We start from the raw sequence: 24,544 nt of genomic DNA, 5'->3' as shown, positions 1-24,544 counted from the left end.
ACACAGTCACTTATTTATTGTTAAAGCTTTCTGAAATAATTTTAGTTACTGCGCGTTAATTCAGTTTTAAAAATTATGCTTCTAAAAATCACTTTCGTTATTATCATTTTTGCAATTTCATTGGGATGCTCAAACACTGATGAAGAAATTCCTCGAGAAAATTTAATTGAGGTTCCTAATTCGGATTATGTGATTCCGAAGGAAAAAAAATTTGAATGGAGATTGGATGAAATTCCAAATTCCTATCAATCCAATGCAGATGTAATTGATATTGATGCATTTACCTCCAGTGCACAATTGGTGGAAAATTTAAAGTCCCAAGGCAAAACAGTAATCGCTTATCTTTCAGTGGGAAGTGTTGAAAACTATAGACCCGATGCCCAAAATTTTCCTGAAAATATTATAGGAAATTTATATGATGAATATCCCGATGAAAAATGGTTGGACATTCGGCAAATTGAAATTTTGGCTCCAATTATAGAGGCGCGGTTCGATATGATAAAGAAAAAAGGATTTGACGGAATTGAACCCGACAATATGAATGGTTACCAAAATAACACAGGATTTGATATTTCTGAAGAGGACACCATAAATTATTCCAGGTGGTTGATTGCAAAAGCACACGAGCGAGGTCTTTCCATTGGCCAAAAAAATGCCGAAGAACTTATTCCAGAAATGTACGATGAGTTTGATTGGATTTTAACCGAAGATGCATTTGTTGATGATTTCTATCAATCTTTAACTCCATATATTTCAATAAATAAAGCCGTTTTTTTGGTTGAATATACAGACCGGATTTCGGGTGGAAATTTTCAAAGTGAAGTTTGTCCCATTTCCTTTCAGAATGAATTTTCAGCTGTTCTAAAAAATAGGGAGCTTACGGATGTAACGTATTACTGCAATTGAATTTTAGCTATTTCAGCCTTTGCGATTTCAAATTCAGAAATCATATTTTTTACAATTTCTGCCGCCGGTTTTATATCGTGAATTAATCCTGCAATTTGGCCAATCTCCAATTCACCTTCCTCGAGATCGCCCTCAAACATGCCTCGTTTTGCACGCGCTCTTCCCAAATGTGAAATCAAATCCTCTTTGGAAGGATTGGTTGTATAAAGTTGGACTACACTCTCAAAAAATTTGTTTTTCAGCATTCGCACGGGAGCCAATTCCTTTAAAGTAAGATGCGTATCGCCTTCTTTGGCATCAACAACCATTTGTTTAAAGGATTGGTGGGAAGATGCTTCATTTGAAGCAACAAACCTGCTGCCCACTTGCACGGCATCCGCGCCAAGCACCATCGCGGCAAGCATCCCTCTGCCACTTGCAATTCCACCAGCGGCAATCAATGGAATATCCAATTGTTCTTTCACCATCGGGATTAGAGTAAAAGTTGTGGTTTCTTCACGGCCGTTATGTCCACCGGCCTCAAAACCCTCTGCAACTACGGCATCCACACCTGCTTCTTGGGCTTTTAAAGCAAATTTTACACTGCTTACCACGTGGACAACAGTAATACCGTTTTCCTTTAATTTCGAAGTATACGTTTTTGGATTTCCTGCGGAAGTAAAAACAATTTTTACCCCTTCTTCCATAATGATATCCATAATTTTATCGATATCTGGGTAAAGCATAGGCACATTTACACCGAATGGTTTATCTGTCGCTTTCTTGCATTTCTGAATATGTTCCCGGAGAATTTCCGGATACATTGAACCAGCGCCCAGAAGACCAAGCGCGCCAGAGTTACTTACAGCACTGGCCAAGCGCCAACCGCTGTTCCAGATCATTCCGGCCTGTATAATGGGATAATCTATTTTAAAAAGTTCGGTGACCCGATTTTTCACTATTCCTTGATGATTTTGTAGCTTGTAGTTTTGTTGTTTGAAGTAATGGAGGCTATGTACATCCCCGATTTCAAGTAAGAAACATCAATTCGGTTTTTGTTAAGTGAAATTTCAGTTTGCAGAATTCTTTCACCCAAAACATTATATAATGAAAGTTGCGCATTTTCTGAAGATTTTGGAAATGAAATATTCAGTTCATTTGAAACTGGATTTGGAAACAGTGCAAACTGAGAATCCTTCAAATGATCTTCGTAACCTAATTGTAACAAAGCATTCAGGGCATTTTCAAAATTTGGAATACCGTAACCGTATTCATCAGAAGGATTATTGAATCTATCAGCAGATTCACGAATCGCCTGCATAACAACATCATTTTTCAAATTCGGTACTGCTTGCCATAGAGAAGCCACTGCACCTGCCATAATGGGCGAGCTAAAGGACGTGCCATTTGAGAAGTTCACATCTCCATTCGGGGAAACGACCGCCGCACTTTCACCTTGCGCCATTACATCAGGCTTTACTCTTCCATCAACAGTTGGACCGATCGAGCTGAAAGAAGCAATAAATTCCCCGGCATCTACGGCTCCCACTGTGAATGCTCCGGGAGCGTCGGCTGGCGTGCCAACATACGTAAAACCAAATCGATCATTTCCGGCTGAGGTTACCGTAATCATACCTTTATCAAAAGCATGGTTTGCGCCGCGCGCTCCAATAGTCGTTTGACCGTCAAGATCCTCATATTGATGATCGTAGGCTGAATTATCAAAATCCTGATATCCTAAAGAAGTATTGGTGACATAAACCCCTAGGCTGTCCGCTCTTTCTAAAGCTTCAACCCAATATGCTTCCTCTGCGGGAGTCTCGCTGTCGTCATCTTCTGTAACAAATAAATAATAGGAAGCACCTGGAGCAGTTCCCACAAATTGACCGTCAAGTAATCCCGCAGCGTCACTAAATGTAGCGGCGCCGTGACTACCGGTGCCATTTGGACTTTCAACTCGAGCAACAAAATCATAAGAACCTAATAATCTTCCTTCATTGCGTAAGGTTTGGTAGGCTGGATTTGTCATAACACCAGGATATCCATTATCCATAAAAGCAACGAGGATTCCATCACCAGTGTAATCTTGCTGGTGCAAATAGTCAACTGAAAGCATTTCTGTCTGGTTTGTTGCATCACCATAATTATAATTTACCTGTGTGTCTTCAACTTCAAATTTATCCGTCGGAATATTTGGAAATGCAGGTCTATTCAAACTGCTATCAGCAAATTCAATCTCTGTTACAAATGGAAGGTTTGAAAGATTATTGATATTGGCCTGGCTTCCGCGGACGTAAACAGCGTTCATCCACTTCGATTTTGCCAATACGGTAATTCCCGTAGCATTTTCCACTTGACTTTTATAGGTTTCATTTAAAGGAACATCGCGCTCATCAATCACGATACCCTGTGCAGTTTTTCTGTCAATAGCTGCTTGCGTTAAAATTGAAATTGGATTAGCAATTGAAGCCGCAACGTTTTCTTTATCAGCAAAGAAAACCATGGCGTCTTCCTGCGAAAAACCCAAACCTGAAATAAAAATCGCAAATAGTAAAAGTATTTTTTTCATAATATAATTTTTTAAGAAATAACACCGCTTCCCAACAATTCCTCGCCTCTGTACCAAGCGACAAACTGACCTTCAGTAACGGCAGATTGAGGATTTTCAAATATAATATAAAGTCCTGACAATGTTTGGTAAAGCACGGCCTTTTCCAACGGTTGTCTGTAACGTATGCGAGCCATGACCTCCAACTGTTGATCCTCCGAAAGTTTTAAATCTTCCCGGATCCAATGGGTTTCCTCTGGTTTCACAAAAATTCCGCGGCGAAAAAGGCCGGGATGGTCTTTGCCTTGCCCTGTATAAATTATGTTTTCTTCAACATCTGTATCAATAACGAAAAGCGGTTCGGCGGTACCTCCTACTGCTAAGCCTTTACGCTGACCTTTAGTAAAATAATGCGCGCCGTGGTGCGTGCCAATTGTTTTTCCGTCAACTTTTGAATAATTCCGTTTGGTGGAATAATATTTTAATCGCTCTTCTTCGGTAGAAAATTCTGTTTTAATTCTCTTATATTCTGAAAAGGTTGCCGGCACTTCAACGATTTCCCCATCCTTTGGCGCTAATTTTTGCTGAAGAAATTCAGGAAGCCTCACTTTGCCGATGAAGCAAAGGCCCTGTGAATCACGTTTTTCAGCTGTGATTAAATTTTGCTCTGCTGCTATTTTCCTAACTTCCGGTTTTAATAATTCACCTATGGGAAAAAGCGTTTTTGAAAGTTGCTCCTGCGAAAGTTGGCATAAAAAGTAGGATTGATCCTTATTTGGGTCCTTTCCCGATAATAAATGATAAACTTCTTTCCCGTTTTTCTTGGAAATACCTTTTCTGCAATAATGGCCAGTCGCTACAAAATCTGCACCCAAACCGAGCGCAATTTTCATAAAAACATCAAACTTGATTTCACGATTGCAGAGCACATCCGGGTTTGGCGTGCGTCCCATTTGGTATTCGCGAAACATATAATCTACAATTCGCTCTTTGTATTCTTCACTTAAATCTACCGTCTGAAAGGGAATTCCCAGCTTTTCAGCAACAAGCATTGCATCGTTGCTATCTTCAAGCCACGGACATTCGTTGGAAATGGTAACGGAATCATCGTGCCAGTTTTTCATAAAAAGCCCAATAACATCATAGCCAGCTTCCTTCAGCAAATAGGCTGCAACGCTGGAATCTACTCCACCACTTAGTCCAACAACGACTCGTTTTTTCATGAAAATTTAGTACTGTGCAAAGATAAAAACTAATTTTTGGTCGGTAGACCTAGAAAATGCTTACCCGAAAGTTCTTAGTTTTTTTCTGGTTTTGGGTATGTTTCTTCCAGTGTGACCTTCCCGTCTTTATAATATTTCCAAACCCCGTGTTTTTTATCGTTCTTATAAAATCCTTCAATCACAACTTGGCCATTCGCATCATAATACATAGCGGGACCATCCAGAACATCATTTTTATAAAGTAATTTTTTGATGAGCACTCCCTCTGGCGAATAGTAATTATTTTCCCCTTCCTTCAAACCATTTCTATAATTTTCCTCCTCGGTAACTTTGCCGTTTGGGTAATACGTAATTTTGGTGCCATTCAACTTTCCATCAACATAATGCTCTTTGGTCATTATATTCTTGGATTTTTCCTGATAGTAAATCCACTCGCCCACACGATTTTTCCCCATCATAGTTCCTTCGCTAACTAATTTTCCAGTTTTGGTGAAATACTGCACTTTCGCCATTCCATCCTTACCAGAAAAATTTTTGACAACCATGGGTTTGTCCTTGCAATCTTCACAATAAAATTTGAATTCACCCACTTCGGTCCCGTGCTCAAAGGTACCTTCATACCGAAGCTGTTTAGTTCCGGGAAAAGTTTTCTTCCACACACCGTGGTTTCTTCCTTCAGAATCTTTCTGGTTAATTTCGCTTTGCGCGAAAGAAAATGTTGTACTTAAATATATTCCGAAGAAAATTAAAAACAGATTTTTTTGCATACTATGGGGATTTAAAACGGTAAACGTTTCAATAGGATTTCTATTGAATTTTTATACCATTAGTTTCCAAAAAAAATGCCATATATTGAAGAAATTATCTTCTTCCCGCTTTTTTCTGTTGTTCGGCTTGTTCCATCATTTCGGCCATTTTCTTTTGAAAGCGGTTCTGTTTTCTCGGCTGCGCTTTCTTCACCTGAATTTTTGCGTGGATTTTTTCTTCATCAATAATGAAATTTTTGATGACCAACATAATCCCGATGGTAATTAAGTTTGAAACGAAATAATAAAGTGAAAGTCCGCTCGCGTAGTTGTTGAAGAATACTAACATGAACAATGGCGAAAGGTACATCAGGAATTTCATGTTTGGCATTCCGGGTTGCTGGTTTTGTTGCATGTTTTGGCCCGTTGTCATCATCATATAAACGAAGATTGCGATGGAAGCCAAAATTGGGAACAAACTTACGTGATCACCATAAAATGGAATGTGGAAAGGGAGTTCTGCAATGGTATCATAACTGGAAAGATCATCCGCCCAAAGGAAACTTTTTTGGCGAAGGTCAAACGCCGACGGGAAAAATGTAAACAGTGCATAAAACACAGGAATCTGCAGCAACGCTGGCAAGCATCCCTTGAGGGGACTGGCGCCGGCAGAATTTTGCAGTTTCATTGTTTCCTGCTGGATTTTTAATTGATTCCCTTCATATTTCTTTTTAATCTCGTCCATTTCGGGTTTTAATACCTTCATTTTGGCTTGTGCCAAATACTGTTTATACTGAACGGGAGATAGTAATAATTTGATCAATATTGTTAAGACGATAATGGCAATTCCGGCAGGTAGCAGATCAATCAAAAACCCGAAAAGTGGAATGATTATGTATTTGTTGATTACGCCAAAAATTCCCCAGCCCAGTGGCATTGCCTCATCCAGATTTCTATCATATTTTTTGAAAATTTGATAGTCAGACGGGCCGTAATACATATTCATATTGTAAGCCAGTGCGCCACCTTTTGGCTCGAGCAGCATTTTTGCGCCGTATTGTTTGGTATATATAGTATCTACTTCTTCGTCTTCCACCAAATCTACTGAGGTAAGAGCAACTTCCTTGAAAGGCGTATCCGTTAAAAGCATCGAACTGAAGAAATGCTGGCGGAAATTCATCCAAGTAACATCTACTTCCAGTTCATCATCTTCTCCAGAAGGTGAAAGCTTGGAATGTTTCTCGTCATCATATTCATAAGTTAAACGGGAGTAGCGGTTTTCATAGGAAATGCTTTTGGCATTTCGGTATCCCTTCAATTTCCAATCTAAATAAACGGGTTGCGAGGTATTTAAAACGCCATCGAGCCCTTGTGAATTGATGCTGAAATCAAGCATATATTCACCCGGGTGCAGCACATATCTGTATTCAATAAAACCGTTTTCTGAAGTTTTCAATTTCATGGAAAGAATTTGATCCTCACCTTGTTTTGAAAGTGTGGGTTCAAAATACATTTCCTGCGAATTCAACATTCTGTTTTCCGCTGAAAATTGAAGGTTTAGTGAAGCATTGCCATCTTTGATAAGATTTACCGGAACCGAATCAAATCTTCTGAAATTTTTAAGATGCGCTTCCGTAATATAACCACCCTTATTGCTAATTTTCAATGCAAGTACCTCATTTTCGAGTGTCGTGGTTTCATCATTTGCAGAGGAAAGGGTAGTGGAATAGGCGAAAGAACCGAGTTTGTTCTTCATTTCCTCATAGGCCAGAGAATCTCCTTGCCTTTTGGTACTATCATTAGCAGCTTGGGCAAAGGTGACATCACTCTCTTTTTGCTTTGAGGTTTTTTCCTGTCGTGCAGCTTCAGTTTTGGCTTTTTCCGCCTGTAATTCTTCTTCGGTGGGTTTGTTTAGATATAGCATCCATACCAAAATTCCACCAATCAATAAAAATCCTATAAGTGAATTTACGTCGAATTTCTTTTCTTCCATATGTGGTTGCGAACTTGTTCCGCAATCGATTTTAATGATTCCGAAAAATTCGGAATGTTATTTTTTCAAATTTAAATTCTAAAGCTAAAATGCATTAAATCCTTGAAGCCATTTTAGCAACAATAACGCCTCTTTTTGTAATCCGCCAAATTGTCTTAATTGCTATTTTTTGCGTGTTTATGAACGGCTTTTACAAATGCAACAAAAAGCGGATGCGGATTGGCGACCGTACTTTTGTATTCCGGATGGTATTGAACACCTACAAACCAAGGGTGGCTGGGAATTTCCACGATCTCGACCAAGCCGGTGTCTGGGTTTATCCCGGTTGCCACCAGACCGGCATTTTCCAATTGCTCACGATATTTATTGTTAAATTCATAACGATGGCGGTGGCGTTCCTCAATAGTTTTTGATTTATAAACTTTACTGGCAATGCTTCCTTTTTTAAGATCACATTTCCAAGAGCCCAACCGCATTGTCCCTCCCATATTGGTAATATTTTTTTGATCTTCCATAATGCTGATTACGGGATTTTTTGTCTGCGAATCCATTTCGGTAGAATTGGCATCCTTCAAATTCAACATGTCCCGTGAAAATTCGATTACGGCCATTTGCATTCCCAAGCAAATTCCCAGAAATGGCAAATTATTTTCGCGGGCATATTTTACGGCGGCAACCTTTCCCTCCACACCGCGCTCCCCAAAACCGGGAGCGACCAAAATACCATCCAGTTTAGAGAGTTTTTTGCCAATTGTTTTAGCGTTAATATGTTCGGAATGAATGTATTCCAATTTTACTTTTACTTCGTTTTCAGCACCCGCATGAATGAAAGCCTCCAAAATGGATTTGTAACTATCCTGAAGCTCCACATATTTACCGATTAAACCAATGTGAACCTCACCCTTTGGATTTTTATGTCTATCCAAAAATTTATTCCATTGTTTTAAATCCGGTTTTTTGGAATTCTTCAAATTCAGTTTTTGAAGCGTCACCGTATCCAAACCTTCTTCAAGCATCATATTTGGAACATCGTAAATTGTGGAAGCATCAATGGATTGAATAACCGCATCTTCCTTCACGTTACAAAAAAGTGCTAATTTTCGGCGCAAATCTTCAGAGAGTTCGTGTTCGGTTCTACAAACTAAAATATCTGCACGAATTCCACTTTCCATCAACGTTTTAACGGAATGTTGTGTGGGTTTTGTCTTCAATTCGCCTGCGGCGGAAAGGTACGGAACGAGCGTAAGATGAATAACCAAAGCATTGTCGTCTCCCAACTCCCATTTCAATTGGCGCACGGCTTCAATGTATGGCAACGATTCTATATCGCCCACGGTGCCGCCTATTTCAGTAATTACGATATCGTAATCCCCATTATTTCCAAGGATTTGAATTCGTTCTTTTATTTCATTGGTAATGTGTGGGATAACTTGAACCGTTTTTCCCAAAAATTCGCCCCGGCGTTCTTTTTCAATGACGCTTTGGTAAATTCTGCCTGTGGTCACGTTATTGGCTTGAGAAGTTGGGGTGTTCAGAAAACGCTCGTAGTGGCCTAAATCCAGATCAGTTTCGGCACCGTCGTCCGTTACGTAGCATTCTCCGTGTTCATAAGGATTCAACGTTCCGGGATCCACATTGATATACGGATCCAGTTTTTGAATGGTAACACGATACCCTCTGGCTTGCAATAACTTAGCCAGTGACGCCGCTATAATTCCTTTTCCTAAAGATGATGAAACCCCGCCCGTAACGAAGATGTATTTTGTAGTGCCCATGAATGCGTTTGCTGAAATAACTATACGGGATGCAAAGGTACATTTTTATTGCGGATGGTAAAGTCTAAAATTCAAAAATGAAATTAAGCAAGAGTAGTTTTTTATCGCCTAAACCTGAAGCTTTGGAAATGAATTATAAACCAAAAGGTTTTCCGAATTCGGTGAAAAAACTTATTTCTTGATAAGCCGTTGCAACAAACCTTCCAAGCCATTGAGTTTTAGCTCGTACATTTCCTGCATCATTCGGCCCAATTTCCCTTCGGGGAAACCTTTTTGCTTGAACCATACAAAATAATATTCTGGGATATTTGCCAGATAATACCCTTCATATTTTCCGAAAGGCATTTTATAATTGGCGAGCGCTACTAAATGTTCGGGATTTGGTTCGGTTTCCATTTCAGAATTTTTACTGCCATTGCTCATATTCCTCAAGTTTTTGGGCTACATATTTTTCCCAAAATATTTCTTTTTCAATATTTCTGGAATGATCTGTTTCTGCATCAAATTTAGATTGCATGGCGCGGCGCTCACGCTCGGTATCGTTGTATAATTTCTCTACTTCGCTTTTCACTCGGGTTGTAAATGTTTTTTCTGAAAGTCGTTTTCGAAGTATGCGCGCATGCAATTCTGAAATGTCAAAATGCAATTGTTCGTGATTTAAAATATGCTGCGTCACACGGCCGGGTTGAAACCAAGACTTTTCAGGGTAAAAGTTGCTCTGTACTGTATAAGTAACATCTACCGCTCCATTTTGCTGCGAATAGGAATATGAAAAACTGATACCGGAATTTGTGCTCGCCACAAAACTTGCATTGGGTTGCGCTTTTCCTTTGAAATCCTCCCAAGTGAGTTTGCGGTCTTTGTCCCAAGGCATTTTTTCTGAATTGTCCTGCGGCGAATAAATAAATAGGAATAAAAAAGCGAATAGTATTTTCATAGTTTTTTGAAAATCAAAAACAATGCCTTTTTATCCCCAATTGAAAGTGATGATTTTTTCTATATCTGGGTGTAGGCTGTAATAAACAGGGCAGGAGGTGCTAATTCTTTCAATAATTTTTGTGGATTTTTCATCCAATTTCTCCGGAAAGGAAAGTTCAATTTCTATTTTGGATATGCGTCTTGGGTCCGCCGCCATCGTTTTGGTCACCACTGCGGTGGCTCCATCAATATTTACCTGTAAATCGAGCGCTTTTATTCCCATAATAGTCAGCATACAATTGGCCAAACCGGTAGCAACGGTATCTGTGGGCGAAAATGCTTCACCCTTGCCATTGTTATCGGTTGGGGCATCGGTAATAAATTTGTTTCCCGATTTTAAGTGTTCATTTTCGGTGCGCAAATTTCCTAAGTATGTAACCTTTGCCGTGCTCATTTTACTTCTTCAAATTTCAAATCCTTATTGTACTTTAAAATATAAGCCGCCTGATTGCTGTACCCTTTTGAATCGATTTGCTGGTATCTAAATTTATTTTCAATGTAAACTGTTTCAGATTCTGGCATTATATTTTCAAAAATATCGTCCCCGGCAGCCAAGCGTAACAGAACATCGTAAGTAACATCGAACCCGCGGATGGCATAGCGATTGGGCAATACGCCATATTTATTTTTATAACTGATGATAAAAGGTTCGCGATCTTCCTCGTTGCTATTTCTATTCACGGAAGGAAACGTGAAATTCAATTTTGCGAGGCGGGTGCTGGAAACTTCGTGCCACTCATACGCTTCGTTTTTTTCCAGCGTGAAAAGCCGGACCTTATAATTGGGCGCAATAGCGCTAAGCACATTTACGGTGCTACTCACCAACACTGGGTTTGTTGATTCAAGAATGACCCAATTTTCCAAGCCATCGGCCAATACACTATTTACATCGCTGGCCTGAATATACCCTCCGCCACGTGCAGAGACCGTTTTTGCATTTGGAAAGGCTGAGGTAATCATTTGCTTTTCCTTTTGCATCTTGCTGTCCGCAATTACTATCAAATTTTTTCCAGACTCATTCTTTTTAATGTATTCCAGCATCGCTCGATTCAATACTTCTTGGGTAGGAAGCGTTTGGAAAAAATTGGAATTCATATTCATTTCCCGGTTGCTTAAGGGTGAAAAAACCGGAATGTTGTCATCCTTCAATAACTCTGAAGCTTTTTCAACATTTTTTTGCATTAACGGTCCAATTACCGCATCTACTTTTTTGAAATTTTTCCCCGAGATTATGGATGTCACTTTGGATTCGTTTTTTTCGGTATCATACACATCCAGCGTTACGGAAATTCCTTTATCCTTTGCAAATTCCGCAGCCATCAGTGCGCCGCTGTAAAAATCCAAAGCAACCCGAAGCGTGGGGTCTTTTTTCAGCCAGTCCTCATTATTTTGGGTAGAATCGGTTTGCGACTGTGTTAGCCGAAAAGGCAGCATCAATGCCACCGTCTTCATTTTTTTATTATCGATTTTTCTTTCCAGATTTAAGGTTGAAATATCTTCAGTGGAAATAGTATCAGTGGGCTTCGGGAGTTTTAAAATCATACCCTCCTTTAGGCCATCCTTGGCATATGGATTTAATGCCAAAATTTCTTCTTCGGAAAAACCAAGTTTCTGTTTTATTCTGAAAAAACCTTCCTTTGGCTTCACCTCATAATATTGAAAACCTTCTTCTTCGGCAGCAGAGGTTTCAATTACAACTTTACTGGGAACGATAATGGTTTCGCCTACCTTTAAATTCGTTCCCATTTCTGGATTTAAATCTTCAAGCTCTGCGATGCTTATTCCATATTTTCTGGCAATTCCAAATTTGGTTTCCTTGGCCTGAACTTTATATTTTTCAGTTCCCGGAAGTGTCTCCTGCGTAGATGAAACAGGATTGTTTGGTTCAGAATTTATAGGAATCAATATTTTCTCTCCATTTTTCAGACCGCGCGAATACAGTTCCTTATTTGCCTTTTTAAGGTCATCAACGCTTATATTATACATTTGCGCAATGCCGAAAATAGTTTCCTTGCGCTTCACTTTATGCTCTTTGTAATTTTGAGCTGAAGAATTATTGCCGCTTCCACTTTTTGCTGGAAGTATGAGGATGCTGTTGGTTTTAAGCTCATTGCGGGCATCAGGGTTTAGATTGTAGATTATTTCTTCTGAAATATTATTGTCCTTTGCAATGCTATAAACTGTCTCACCCTGTTTTACCGCGTAACTTTTGTATTGCTGTTGTGCCACGGAACCACAACTGATGGTAAATAGAAAAATTACAGAAGCGAATGTTAAAAACTTCAACATAAAAATTATTCGGAATTTAGATTTTTTGGTCATAATACTTCGGTTTCAAAATTATTCCCACTCAATAGTTGCGGGCGGTTTTGAGCTTATATCATAGACTACTCTATTAACGCCTTTCACGCGGTTTATTATGTGGTTGCTCACCTCCTGTAAAAATTCATAGGGAAGGTTTACCCAGTCTGCGGTCATGCCGTCGGTAGATTCAACTGCTCTAAGTGCCACAACCTTTTCATAGGTTCTTTCATCGCCCATAACGCCCACGCTGTTTACCGGAAGCAAGATGGCGCCCGCTTGCCACACTTTATCGTACAGGTTCCATTTTTTGAGTCCGTTAATGAAAATGGCATCCACTTCCTGTAAAATACGAACTTTTTCTGCAGTAATATCGCCAAGAATGCGAATCGCCAATCCTGGGCCGGGGAAGGGGTGCCTGCCCAGTAATTCTGGATCTATGCCCATTTCCTTTCCAACTCTTCGTACTTCATCCTTGAAAAGCATGCGTAATGGCTCCACAATTTTCAATTTCATAAAATCAGGAAGGCCACCAACGTTATGGTGACTTTTAATGGTCACCGAAGGACCATTAACCGAGACGCTTTCAATAACATCGGGATATATTGTTCCTTGCGCTAACCAATCAACGTCTTTTACTTGGTGTGCTTCATCATCAAAGACCTCGATAAAAGCTTTCCCGATAGCCTTACGCTTTCTCTCGGGGTCGCTTTCATTTTTAAGCGCTTCCAAAAAGCGTTCCGAAGCGTCCACGCCTTTTACGTTAAGGCCCATATCCTTATACTGGTGCAGTACGCTCTCAAATTCATTTTTACGCAGCAGTCCGTTATTCACAAAGATGCAATAGAGATTGTTGCCAATAGCTTTATTGAGAAGAATTGCAGCTACGGTAGAATCTACCCCACCGCTTAGGCCAAGCACAACCTTGTCATTTCCTAACTGTTCCTGCAAAACCGCAACCGTGGTATCAACGAATGCTGTGGGTGTCCAAGTTTGCTGAACTCCTGCGATAGTTACCAGAAAATTTTCAAGCAATTGCTTTCCGTGCGTGGAATGATACACTTCTGGGTGAAATTGTATTGCGTACGTTTCCTCGCCATCAATTCTATACGCTGCGTTCAAAACATCTGCGGTACTGGCGAGCCGAACCCCATTCTTCGGGAGTTGGGCAATGGTATCGCTGTGGCTCATCCATACTTGTGTGTTTTCAGGAATGCCATTGAAAAAAACTTCTCCAGATTTTATCATAGAAAGTTTTGCACGACCGTATTCCCTAATATTGGATGGTTCTACGCTCCCGCCATTGAAATGTGCCAAATATTGCGCCCCATAACAAACAGCCAGCATAGGTTTGTGCCCACGTAGTTGTGATAAATCTGGATGTGGTGCATCCTCGGCACGCACCGAAAAAGGACTGCCCGAAAGAATTACGGCCTTAAATGGCTCAAGATTTTCTGGAATATGGTGGTAAGGATGAATTTCGCAGTAAATGTTCAGTTCCCGCACGCGCCTAGCGATTAATTGGGTGTACTGCGAACCAAAATCTAAAATGAGGACGTTGTTTTGCATAGGCAAAAATACTTTTTTAATTACGAATTAGGAATTCAAAATTGGGAATTTTATGTTCTGGTTTTTTAACCACGAATTCACGAATAAATAATTTATTCTATTCGGTTTATTGATCTCAAATTGTCAATTTACTATATTTTTATAGCTCCAAAACAGTAAAAGTAGCATCCAGCGGATCTAGGTTTTCTTTCAATGAATCCAATAGATCCTCGCCGTATTCCAGGTAGAATTCAGAAAAATTTAGCTGGCGTTCCTGTAGACTTTGCTTCGGGAAAAGTTGGTCCTGAATATTTTGCAAGCGCTTTAGCTCATCAGCCAAGTTTCTTTTTTGTGCTTTCAAAAGGCGTTTTTCCAGATTTTCAAGACCTTTAATCTGTTTTCGTTCCTGCGCGCCCACGGCTCCCAAAAAGGAGGCGTCGGTTTGTTTTGCCACTTCGTATAAATCTGAAAACTGTTGTCTCAAAAATTTCTTTTGTTGCGAAAAATCAATTTCAATTTTGGAAATTTCCTTGGTATGCTTGGTCATCAATTCGTGTTTCGGAAGAAATAAATCTTTAAGGGGAATATTCAATCTTTTAAGTTTTTCTGAAAGAGTCCCGGGAACCAGCAAAACCGAATTCCGAAGCAGTAAAATGGGAAATGGAACATCCACCGTTTTAAAATAATCCTTCAACTGAAACCAATAGGCGAGTTCGCCGCCACCGCCTATATAACATAAATTTGGCAAGATTAATTCCTGGTATAGTGGGCGAAGCAGCGCGTTGGGCGAAAACCGCTGTGGATTTTCATTCAGTTCCTTTAAAATTTCTTCTTTTGAAAAAGAGATTTCCGTTTCATTTACATAAAATCTGCCTTCTTTTTCAATGATGCGTTCCCGAAGGTTTTCTTTTAAATAAAATAAATTTATTTCCCGTGGGTGCACCTGTTCGGCATAGCCCAAATCCATCAACTTTTCGGTGGTCTCAGTAACTTTTTTGTAGCTTAGGTTTTCGGTAATTTCCTTTTCGACATATGGGATAAAGACTTCTTTTAAGCGCTTATCATTGCCGTCTACAATCACCAATCCGTGATGGTAAAAAAGAGTGTTCGCCAAAAAGCGCGTGGCATCGGCAAGGTTGTTATGTTTTAAATAGGCATCGCGAAAACAATCGATGAGTTTTTTGGCGTTTTCGCTTTCGCCAAATTCCTTTTTCAGTAAATTCTTCAATTCCTTTAATCCTTCCGTAGAAAGTTCGCCCACCGCGCCGCTGGCATTTCTATTCCAACTTATTTTTTTTCCGAAGAGATTAAAATAATTGATTTCGTCAAAATCGTGGTCCTCCGTCGCCATCCAATATATAGGTACAAAATGATTTTTGGGATAGGCCTCGTGAAGCTGCTCACAAAGATTGATGACTGAGAAAATTTTATACAGAAAATAAAGCGGACCCGTAAAAAGATTGAGCTGGTGCCCGGTGGTTATGGTAAAAGTGTTCGACTCGCGCAATAGATCGATGTTGCTCAAGGTATGCTGCGAAATGGAATTGTCGCCATATTGAAATAAGATGCGCTCCGCGAGCAAATGCCTTTTTTCATCTGAAAAAGCACGTTGCTTTTCTTCCATTTGCGCTTTGAAGTTTTCCAGCTTCGGAAACCTGTGGTAGAAGTTTTTTAGTGTTTCATTTTCATCCAAATAATCACAAATTAGATTTGAAAAATATCCAGTTTCGGAATACGGGAGGGAATGTTTTGGCATAGGTTTTTAGGAAAGATTCAAACAAAAATACAGTATAATTCAGAATTCAGAATTCGCAATTCTGAATTTGGTAAAACTTTAGTAGTTTAGTCCACCTTTTTAAAATTCGAAAAATGACGCGTTATTTTCTTTCCGTATTTCTGTTTTTCCCCCTTTTCATTTTTGCACAGTTACAATCTCCGTCCCAATTTTTGGGGTATGAATTGGGTACGGAATTCTCGCGCCATGCAGATGTTGTTTCCTATTTTGAACACGTGGCGGCGAACAGCAACATGGTGGATTATTTCAACTACGGAAAAACCAACGAACGCAGAAGGCTTACGTACGCGGTGATTTCTTCCGAAGAAAATTTGGCAAATTTGGAACAAATACGAATGGATAATTTAAAGAATATCGGTATTGTTCCAGGCGAAGCGAATCCGCAGAAAACCATTGTCTGGATGAGCTACAACGTACACGGCAATGAAGCCAGTAGCAGCGAGGCAGCGATGAATACTGTTTATAAATTGATTACGGAACGTTCAGAATATCTGGAAAATGTGGTTGTTATAATTGATCCGGGAATGAATCCGGATGGCCGTGATAGGTATGTAAATTGGTACAATCAATTAAAAGCCAAACCGCACAATCCATCGCACGATGCCACAGAGCATCACGAGCCGTGGCCCGGAGGTAGACCAAACCATTATCTTTTTGATTTAAATAGGGACTGGATGTGGGCCAGCCAAGTGGAAACCCAGCAGCGACTGAAAGTTTACAATCAGTGGATGCCGCATATCCATGTGGATTTTCACGAGCAATACATCAATAACCCGTATTATTTCGCGCCAGCGGCGGAGCCTTTTCACGAAATAATTACGCCGTGGCAACGGGAATTTCAGGATAAAATAGGAAAAAATAATGCACGCTATTTTGATGAAAATGGATGGCTTTTTTTCACGCGTGAAAGTTTTGACCTGCTGTATCCCAGCTATGGGGATACCTATCCGCTGTATATGGGCGCCATCGGGATGACCTATGAACAGGCCGGTCACGGCTTTGCAGGTTTGGGTGTTGATACTGATGAAGATTTCGAGCTTACCTTGAAAGATAGAATTGCACACCACACCACGACTGGGTTGTCAACTGTTGAAGTAGCTTCAAAGAATGTGGCTTCGCTCAATGCTGAATTCAAAAAATTCTTTCAAAATGACAATTTGAAATATAAAAGTTTTGTGATGAAAGGAAATCCCGATAACATGAAAGCTCTTGCGGAGCTTTTGGACAAACACGAAATAAAATATGGATTTGCCAAAAGTGGTAACGTAAAAGGGTTTAGTTATTCCGAAAACAAAAAGGGGTCGATGGATGCCACGGGCGCCTTAGTGGTAAGCACCAATCAACCCAAGGGCAAAATGGTGCAGGTGCTTTTTGAACCCAATGCCGCACTTAGTACGCCAATTACGTATGATATTACCGCGTGGAGCCTTCCCTATGCCTACGGACTTGAAACCGTGGCGACTTCAGCAATAGTTGCGGCTTCCGAAAATCCTTCGAACAATGAAATTGCGAATGTGCCCGCACCCAATGCGGCTGGATACATCGCAAAATGGAACAGCTTGCAGGATGCGGCTTTCCTTTCAGAATTATTGAAAAATGACATAAAGGTTCGTTTTTCTGAAAATGAGCTTGCCTTTGGCGGAAATACCTTTGGAAGGGGGAGTCTTATTATTACTCGAAGCGGCAACAACTCAAATGAAAATTTCGATAAAAATGTAATTGAAATCGCAAATCGCCACGGCCGAGAATTATATGTCTCGTCCACAAGTTTTGCTGATAAATTGACCGATTTTGGGTCGCAGTATGTGCATTTAATCAAGAAAAAGCGCGTGGCGATGCTGCAAGGCGAAGGAACAAATTCGTTAAATTATGGGGCGCTTTGGCATTTTTTTGAAACGCAGCTAAAATATCCAATAACTTCAATAAATACCGATAGTTTCAATGATGTGGAATGGAGCAAATACGATGTGCTAATTATTCCCGAGGGAAATTATAATTCCATTATTACGGAAGATTTATTTAAGAAATTGGAAGATTTTATAAGCGCTGGCGGAAGGGTAATTGCCTTGGGAAGCGCGGTGGGTATTTTTGAAGGAAAAGAGGGCTTTGATTTAAATAAGAATGAAAGTGGTGCCGATAATGCGGAAAAGGATTCCATCCCAAATTTAACTCCTTACGCACAGCGCGAACTGGAAAGCACGAAGGATTTTATTACCGGAAGCATTTACAAAGTTACGCTGGACAGCACACATCCGCTGGCTTTTGGGTATGGCGATGCTTATTATAGTTTGAAATTAGGCAGCGACAGTTATGGTTTGATCACGGAGGGCTATAATGTGGGCTATATTAAGGGAGAGCCAGAAAGTGTCTCTGGTTTTTCTGGTGAAAATGCGAAAGCAGGATTGGCAAATTCCATAGTATTTGCGGAAGCGAAAAAGGGTAGGGGTAGCGTGATTTATATGGTGGACGATGTTTCGTTCAGGTCCTTTTGGCACAATGGAAAATTGTTTTTGGCAAATGCGGTCTTTTTTCAATAAACAATAAACAATAAACAATAAACAATTATCAGTTGTCGGTTATCAGTTATCAGTTCTGAAATTTTAATTGATAGTGAATTATGAACAAGTTTTAATTGAAAAAAATTATTGGCTTACCGTTACGGAGATATTTTCGGTTTTTATTTCTGAGAGCAGTTCGAGTTTTCCCGCTGTAAAAAGACTATCCAGTTGTTGTAAAGGTACATTTTTCCACGGTTCTAGTTTGTAGTTTTTATAGTCCACAAATCGAATCCCGTTGTTGGTTCGTTCATTGAAAGCCTCTCGAAAGCGAATCCCGCCTTCATTGGTGTAAAATTTATATGCCAAATAATCTACGGTAAAGTTTTTCTGATGTATCCAGTACATATAAATGTCTTCGTGATCCTTGCCTCCGCCTTCGGCCTTGAAAGTGACCTCTATTTCGTAATATTTTTCCTTATTGATTTCGGCTGTGCCAATTAATTCCTTTTGGACGGCGGGATCATTTAATCCGAAGGGCAATTGCACAAAATAATTCACCGAATTTAATGAATTGGCATATTTTGCAGCTGTGGTATCTGCCAAATTGATTTTTTGATTGTTTACAAAACGCTCAAAACCGTTATTTGTAAGTACATCGGTAATCTCTCCGATGGAATCTTTTGCCACACGGCGGTATTCAAAATTGCCATTTTTTCTTAGGCTCGAGTATTGCGTGTCTCGAAAAGTGAAATTGATTGTTGCATTCTCATAAATGTTGCCGCCAGCATTTTCAATGGCCTTATCCACGATTTGCTGCGCGGTGAGGTTTTCTTCTTTTTGATCGCAAGAAACGAACAACAGAAGAAGTATTATGGCTTTTAGGGATTGCATTTATTTGGTTTTCTGTAAAGGTACAAAATGGGAAAGTTGGATTTAATTAAACATCATATTTAAAAATCTTTCTTTCAAAAAACAACTGTCCTAAACGTAAGATTGATACGCGGCGCGTTAACCGTTTTGGTTGGTGGAAGGCGATGCAGCCAATGGCTTTGGGTAGTGCCTTTCATAATTAAGACGCTACCGTTTTCCAAATTTTGGTTGACGGTTTCCTTTGTAATTTTATGTTTAAAGGCAAATTTGCGTTCCGCGCCAAAACTTACCGAGGCAATGGCGCCATTTTTCTGTAAATCCTTTTCGGCGTCCGTGTGCCAGCCCATTCCTTCGGCGCCGGTGTGGTAAAGATTCAATAGGCAACTGTTAAAGGTTTCGCCGGTGGTGGCCTCCACTTTATTTTTGATTTCCAACAGCTGGGGAGTCCATAGATTTGCTTTTTTAGTGACTTTGGAATAGGTATATTCAAATTCACTGTCGCCATACCACGCCACTTTCCGTTTGGTGACAATTTTTTTCCCGAACATAAAAACCTCATCATTTTTCCAGGTAATAGATTGAAGCAGGGCCTCAAAATAATATGCGGCTTCTTCTTCAGAAAAAATCTTTCCGTAGTAATGTACGATTCCATCTTTTGGGAGCAGGTTTACCATATTCTAATGTTGAATTTTAAATTTTGAATTTTGAATGTGATTTCGAAGCTAGTTATGAATTTTGGAATTCACAAATTATAACCGTTCCCAGTTCCAAAACCATCTTCCATAAAATATTTATATTTGAATAATTTGAAAATAAAATGAAAAAAGAGACACAAATAAAATGCCCCAACTGCGGTACATCCATTGATGTTCAGGATATTCTTGCGCATCAACTTGAGGATGAGATCAAGAAAAAATACCAATTGCAAATTGCCGCGGAAAAGAAGCGTTATGATGTTGCCGAAGAAAAATTGCAACGCGAGCGACAGGAATTTGAAGCAAAAAAGAAACAGGAAAATGAACTTTTCCAGGAGCGTTTTGATAGGAAACTCCGCGAGGAAAAAAGCGTGATGGAGGCAAAGCTGAAGGCCAAAATTAGCGAGGAGCAGCAAGATCAGTTTAAATCGTTGCAAGCGGAACTCAATGAAAAATCGGAACAGATAAAGGAGCTCAACAGGACAAAGGCAGAAATTGAAAAACTGAAGCGCGAAAAGAATGAGCTCAAGGAAATCGCTGAAGCCGAAGCGCAAAAAAAATTGAATGAATTGCTCATTTCAGAAAAAGATAAAATACGAAAGAGCGAGGAGGAGCGTAACGAAATGCGTTTTCGGGAGATGCAAAAGCAGCTGGAGGACCAGAAAAAGTTGACCGAGGAAATGAAGCGGAAGCAGGAGCAGGGAAGCATGCAGTTGCAGGGCGAAGTGCAGGAGTTGGGAATTGAGGAATGGCTCTCGGAACAATTTCCGCTGGATACCATTGAAGAAATAAAGAAAGGAGCTCGCGGGGGCGATTGCATACAGATAGTAAATACAAGGTCTGACCAGAATTGCGGAAAGATTTATTACGAAAGCAAGAGGGCGAAGGATTTTCAACCCAGTTGGATAGAGAAATTCAAGAACGACATTCGTGAAAAAGGAGCCAATATAGGTGTTTTGGTCACGGAAGTTATGCCCGCGGGAATGGATAGAATGGGGTTGCGGGACGGAATCTGGATTTGCAACTACACCGAATTTAAGGGGCTGTGCCACGTACTTCGGGAATCCATCATCAAAATAAATCTCGCCGTTAGCACCCAGGAAAACAAAGGGGACAAAATGCATATGCTCTATGATTATTTAACCAGCAACCAATTCCGTATGCAGATTGAGGCAATCGTTGAGGGTTTCACGGCAATGAAAACGGCCTTGGAAAGCGAAAAAAGGGCTATGCAGCGCATTTGGAAAGAGCGTGAAAAGCAGATAGATAAAGTGACCTTCAATACAATTGATCTTCATGCGTCCATCCGTGGGATTGCGGGGAATGCAATTCAACCTGTAAAGGCTCTGGAATTGCCGGAATAGATTGTTGGATGGTTTGATTGTTGGATTTTTAGATTGTTGGATTTATTGAAGTAGAGCTCGGCGAAATAATACTGAAATGCTTTATTTTGTATGTAGTATGAATTTTTTGGGGTGTGTTTATAAATTTTAATATAATTTTTATAAATAGGTATTCAGAATTTAGGGGTACGAACAATAAATTTTATATTTTTGCACCGTTCAACCCTAAAAAATATTGTTATGCCCACCATGAGATTTTTTGCAATTAAGGAAACCTTTAATCGAGTGCCCATTAAGATAACCGAGCCGGAAAGACGGTCGGCCGTTTTCGGAAAAAATGTCTTTAATGAAGCCGCAATGCGACAATATCTTACCAAGCAATCCTTTACCAGCGTGATGGATGCCGTGGAAAGTGGAAAAAAAATAGAGCGCTCCATGGCAGATCACATTTCTACAGGGATGAAGGAATGGGCCATAGCAAAGGGGGCAACACACTATACACACTGGTTTCAACCCTTAACCGGTGCAACTGCAGAAAAACACGATGCCTTTTTTGAGACCTTGGAAAATGGACAATCCATAGAAAAATTTGGCGGTGGACAGTTGGTGCAGCAAGAGCCAGATGCCTCCAGTTTTCCAAATGGGGGAATCCGAAATACATTTGAAGCAAGGGGTTATACTGCGTGGGACCCAACTTCCCCGGCATTCATCTTTGGAACAACACTTTGTATCCCTACCGTTTTTGTGGCCTATACCGGAGAAGCTTTGGATTATAAAACACCTTTGTTGCGCGCATTGCAGGTAATGGATTCCGCAGCTACGGATGTGGCAAAATATTTTGATAAAAATGTCACTAAAGTTACTGCGACATTAGGTTGGGAACAGGAATACTTTTTGGTAGATAAAGCGTTGGCAGCTACCAGACCTGATATTTCCTTGGCTGGAAGAACCTTATTGGGCCATTCCTCAGCCAAAGGGCAACAATTGGATGACCATTATTTTGGATCCATTCCAGAGCGGGTTCTTAACTATATGAGAGATTTGGAAGGGGAGTGTATGCTCTTGGGAATTCCCGTAAAAACAAGACACAATGAAGTTGCGCCAAACCAATTTGAGTTGGCGCCTATTTTTGAGGAAACCAATCTCGCCGTGGATCACAATTCGCTATTGATGGATGTGATGGATAAGGTTGCGCTTCGCCATAATTTTAAGGTGCTTTTCCACGAGAAACCCTTTGCCGGTGTAAACGGAAGCGGAAAACACAATAATTGGTCCTTGGCTACCAATACGGGAGTGAATCTTCTGGGGCCTGGCAGTACGCCCATGAAAAACCTTCAGTTTTTAACGTTTTTCATCAATACGCTGATGGCTGTAAATGAATATGAGGAATTGCTTCGTGCATCCATAGCCAGTGCGAGCAATGACCACCGTTTAGGGGCAAACGAGGCGCCGCCTGCAATTATTTCAGCTTTTATCGGTTCGCAATTGACGGATGTTCTTGACGAATTGGAAAAGGTGACCAATGGCAAACTTTCGCCTCAGGAAAAAACAGATCTTAAGTTGAACGTTGTGGGTAAGATTCCAGAGATACTTTTGGACAACACGGATAGAAACCGAACGTCCCCATTTGCTTTTACTGGTAATAAATTTGAATTGCGTGCCGTAGGTTCTTCGGCAAACTGTGCAAACCCAATGACTGTTTTGAATGCCATTGTCGCCAAGCAATTGATTGATTTCAAAAAGAAGGTGGATTCGTTGATAAAGGACAAGAAAATGAAGAAGGACGACGCCATTTTCAACGTATTGCGGGAGTATATTAAAGAAAGCAAGCGTATACGGTTTGAGGGAGATGGATACGGAGAAGCTTGGGAAAAGGAAGCGAAAAAACGCGGATTGAGCAACCACAAGACCACACCGGAAGCCTTGAAGGCAAAGATTTCAAAAAAATCAATCGCGCTATTTGAGGAATTGGGGATTATGAGCAAGGTGGAACTTGAGGCTCGCCACGAGATAGAGGTTGAGGATTACTCGCTTCGCATACAGATAGAAGGACGTATTTTAGGAGATATTGCCCGCAACCACGTAATACCCACGGCCATTAGATACCAAAATATTCTAATTAAAAATGTTCAGGGGCTGAAGGAAATCTATGGAAAGGATTTTAAAAAGCATTCCCAAGAACAAATGCAACTTATTGAGGAAATAAGTGCGCATATATCGAATATCAACAAAGGGATAACCGATATGATTGAGGAGCGCAAAAAAGCCAATAAAATTGAAAATGGCGAAAAACGTGCCTTTGCTTACTGCAACGAGGTAAAGCCTTATTTCGAAATCATACGTTACCACTGTGACAAGCTTGAACTGTTGGTAGATGATGAAATATGGCCGTTGACCAAATACAGGGAGTTGCTTTTCACGAAGTAGTTGAAAATATAAATAACAATTGAAGAAAGCACTTATTGATTTAAGTGCTTTTTTTATTTGGTAATTTTTGTAGCAGATAGGTCAAAATATTTGGGGGGGAGGATGGATATAGTTTAAGCTTTAGATGTGATCGCAATTTAGGATTTTTCATATTGTCCTTTATATAATTGCCAGCATTAGTCGGTGCTGATTTGATAGTTAGTTTTAAATGAGGTGTGTTTTTGGAATTTCTTAGTTTTTTAGGTTTTTATCAATAATTTATTTGATCATAAGGAATTTATCTAACATTTTTTTCATACACTATCCATACACTATCCATACACTATCCATACACTATTCATACAATATCTATACACCATCTATACAAAATCATTCTGCCTGATCCATTCTAAAATAACTATATTGTTAAATATTAAATTTATTATAATTATACTCTTTCTTTAACTTAAAAAGGTAAACTAATTTTTTTCTCATTTAACTATTAAGATTGTCAATTACATTGAACATCCAGCGGATGCCAAATTTATCCAGGCAACAACCCCAATAGCCCCAGAATTCATCCCGCATAGGCGCTTTATCGCTTCCGCCATTGGAGAGTAGCCCATAAAATTCATCGGCTTCCTCTTTTGAATCCAATTGTAAGCTGATGGTGGTATTATTGCCCACGATCACTTTATGCCCCAGGGATTCCAGCATATCGGTTCCCATTAGTTCCGTGCCGCCAATGATGGGCAAGGAGACGTGCATCACACAATTTTTATCGGTTTCAGAAAAGGTGGGTGCGCCTGGATTGGGAGGCATATCGCCAATGCGCATGATGGGTGAGGAAAATTCAGTTTTAAAAACTGATTTGTAGAAATTAAATGCTTCTTCCGTAGTTCCCTGAAAGTTTAGATAGATTGCAACGTTTGCCATTCTT

19 protein-coding genes are annotated in these 24,544 nt (G+C 40.0%); 4 read left to right on the top strand and 15 right to left on the bottom strand.

Annotated features, from left to right (window positions below; genetic code table 11):
* Nucleotides 1-75 precede the first annotated feature (75 nt).
* Nucleotides 76-906: an endo alpha-1,4 polygalactosaminidase gene (locus tag KIV10_RS08970; protein ID WP_214113170.1), complete on the top strand. Its 831-nt coding sequence runs from the start codon at nt 76-78 to the stop codon at nt 904-906.
* On the opposite strand, the gene KIV10_RS08965 is transcribed toward KIV10_RS08970, so the two are convergent.
* From KIV10_RS08965 to bshC, 12 genes are all read right to left on the bottom strand, one after another.
* Nucleotides 894-1,844 (bottom strand): NAD(P)H-dependent flavin oxidoreductase, encoded by a 951-nt coding sequence (locus tag KIV10_RS08965; RefSeq protein ID WP_317194712.1) that lies wholly within the window; start codon nt 1,842-1,844, stop codon nt 894-896. The genes KIV10_RS08970 and KIV10_RS08965 overlap by 13 nt on opposite strands.
* The gene (locus KIV10_RS08960) at nt 1,844-3,454 is read right to left on the bottom strand and encodes a S8 family peptidase (RefSeq protein WP_214113169.1); all 1,611 of its coding nucleotides are present in this window, start codon (nt 3,452-3,454) and stop codon (nt 1,844-1,846) included. Before KIV10_RS08960 ends, KIV10_RS08965 begins: the two co-directional genes overlap by 1 nt.
* An 11-nt stretch (nt 3,455-3,465) precedes the next feature.
* Nucleotides 3,466-4,656, bottom strand: coding sequence for a tRNA 2-thiouridine(34) synthase MnmA (mnmA, locus tag KIV10_RS08955; RefSeq protein WP_214113168.1), 1,191 nt, complete (start codon nt 4,654-4,656; stop codon nt 3,466-3,468).
* Between the two features lie 74 nt (nt 4,657-4,730).
* A complete protein-coding gene (locus KIV10_RS08950) occupies nt 4,731-5,423 on the bottom strand; it encodes a toxin-antitoxin system YwqK family antitoxin (protein WP_214113167.1) in 693 nt (230 codons plus the stop codon).
* Nucleotides 5,424-5,517: 94 nt separating this feature from the next.
* Nucleotides 5,518-7,395 (bottom strand): membrane protein insertase YidC, encoded by a 1,878-nt coding sequence (gene yidC, locus KIV10_RS08945; protein WP_214113166.1) that lies wholly within the window; start codon nt 7,393-7,395, stop codon nt 5,518-5,520.
* Nucleotides 7,396-7,550: 155 nt separating this feature from the next.
* Nucleotides 7,551-9,170 (bottom strand): CTP synthase, encoded by a 1,620-nt coding sequence (locus tag KIV10_RS08940; protein ID WP_214113165.1) that lies wholly within the window; start codon nt 9,168-9,170, stop codon nt 7,551-7,553.
* A gap of 171 nt (nt 9,171-9,341) precedes the next feature.
* The gene (locus tag KIV10_RS08935) at nt 9,342-9,566 is read right to left on the bottom strand and encodes a DUF3820 family protein (RefSeq protein WP_214113164.1); all 225 of its coding nucleotides are present in this window, start codon (nt 9,564-9,566) and stop codon (nt 9,342-9,344) included.
* A gap of 10 nt (nt 9,567-9,576) precedes the next feature.
* Nucleotides 9,577-10,107, bottom strand: coding sequence for a DUF922 domain-containing protein (locus KIV10_RS08930; RefSeq protein WP_214113163.1), 531 nt, complete (start codon nt 10,105-10,107; stop codon nt 9,577-9,579).
* Between the two features lie 30 nt (nt 10,108-10,137).
* Nucleotides 10,138-10,542, bottom strand: coding sequence for an OsmC family protein (locus tag KIV10_RS08925; RefSeq protein ID WP_214113162.1), 405 nt, complete (start codon nt 10,540-10,542; stop codon nt 10,138-10,140).
* Nucleotides 10,539-12,437 carry a LysM peptidoglycan-binding domain-containing protein gene (locus KIV10_RS08920; protein WP_214113161.1) on the bottom strand — a complete coding sequence of 633 codons (1,899 nt, stop codon included), beginning with the start codon at nt 12,435-12,437 and terminating at the stop codon, nt 10,539-10,541. The genes KIV10_RS08925 and KIV10_RS08920 overlap by 4 nt, the downstream gene beginning before the upstream one ends.
* Before the next feature lie 51 nt (nt 12,438-12,488).
* A complete protein-coding gene (gene guaA / locus KIV10_RS08915; protein WP_214113160.1) occupies nt 12,489-14,018 on the bottom strand; it encodes a glutamine-hydrolyzing GMP synthase in 1,530 nt (509 codons plus the stop codon).
* Nucleotides 14,019-14,157: 139 nt separating this feature from the next.
* Nucleotides 14,158-15,753: a bacillithiol biosynthesis cysteine-adding enzyme BshC gene (gene bshC / locus KIV10_RS08910; RefSeq protein WP_214113159.1), complete on the bottom strand. Its 1,596-nt coding sequence runs from the start codon at nt 15,751-15,753 to the stop codon at nt 14,158-14,160.
* Nucleotides 15,754-15,866: 113 nt separating this feature from the next.
* On the opposite strand from bshC, the gene KIV10_RS08905 reads away from it, so the two are divergent.
* The gene (locus KIV10_RS08905) at nt 15,867-18,329 is read left to right on the top strand and encodes a M14 family metallopeptidase (RefSeq protein WP_214113158.1); all 2,463 of its coding nucleotides are present in this window, start codon (nt 15,867-15,869) and stop codon (nt 18,327-18,329) included.
* A 105-nt stretch (nt 18,330-18,434) separates the two neighbouring features.
* Here KIV10_RS08905 and KIV10_RS08900 read toward each other — a convergent pair whose 3' ends face one another.
* Both KIV10_RS08900 and KIV10_RS08895 read right to left on the bottom strand, forming a co-directional pair.
* Nucleotides 18,435-19,181 carry a DUF6503 family protein gene (locus KIV10_RS08900; protein WP_214113157.1) on the bottom strand — a complete coding sequence of 249 codons (747 nt, stop codon included), beginning with the start codon at nt 19,179-19,181 and terminating at the stop codon, nt 18,435-18,437.
* 74 nt (nt 19,182-19,255) lie between these two features.
* Complete coding sequence (locus KIV10_RS08895) at nt 19,256-19,834, bottom strand: alpha-ketoglutarate-dependent dioxygenase AlkB family protein (protein WP_214113156.1); 579 nt, start codon at nt 19,832-19,834, stop codon at nt 19,256-19,258.
* 143 nt (nt 19,835-19,977) lie between these two features.
* Between KIV10_RS08895 and KIV10_RS08890 the strand changes: the two genes are divergently transcribed.
* Both KIV10_RS08890 and KIV10_RS08885 read left to right on the top strand, forming a co-directional pair.
* Nucleotides 19,978-21,219, top strand: coding sequence for a DUF2130 domain-containing protein (locus KIV10_RS08890; protein WP_214113155.1), 1,242 nt, complete (start codon nt 19,978-19,980; stop codon nt 21,217-21,219).
* Between the two features lie 219 nt (nt 21,220-21,438).
* On the top strand, nt 21,439-23,625 hold the full coding sequence (locus KIV10_RS08885) for a glutamine synthetase III family protein (RefSeq protein ID WP_214113154.1): 2,187 nt from the start codon (nt 21,439-21,441) through the stop codon (nt 23,623-23,625).
* Between the two features lie 474 nt (nt 23,626-24,099).
* Here the strand turns inward: KIV10_RS08885 and KIV10_RS08880 are convergent, their stop codons facing one another.
* The gene (locus tag KIV10_RS08880) at nt 24,100-24,540 is read right to left on the bottom strand and encodes a VOC family protein (RefSeq protein WP_214113153.1); all 441 of its coding nucleotides are present in this window, start codon (nt 24,538-24,540) and stop codon (nt 24,100-24,102) included.
* Between the last annotated feature and the right edge of the window lie 4 nt (nt 24,541-24,544).

This window comes from Aequorivita echinoideorum, assembly GCF_018476645.1.
GTDB lineage: Bacteria > Bacteroidota > Bacteroidia > Flavobacteriales > Flavobacteriaceae > Aequorivita > Aequorivita echinoideorum.
This window is presented reverse-complemented; position numbering and strand designations above follow the sequence as displayed.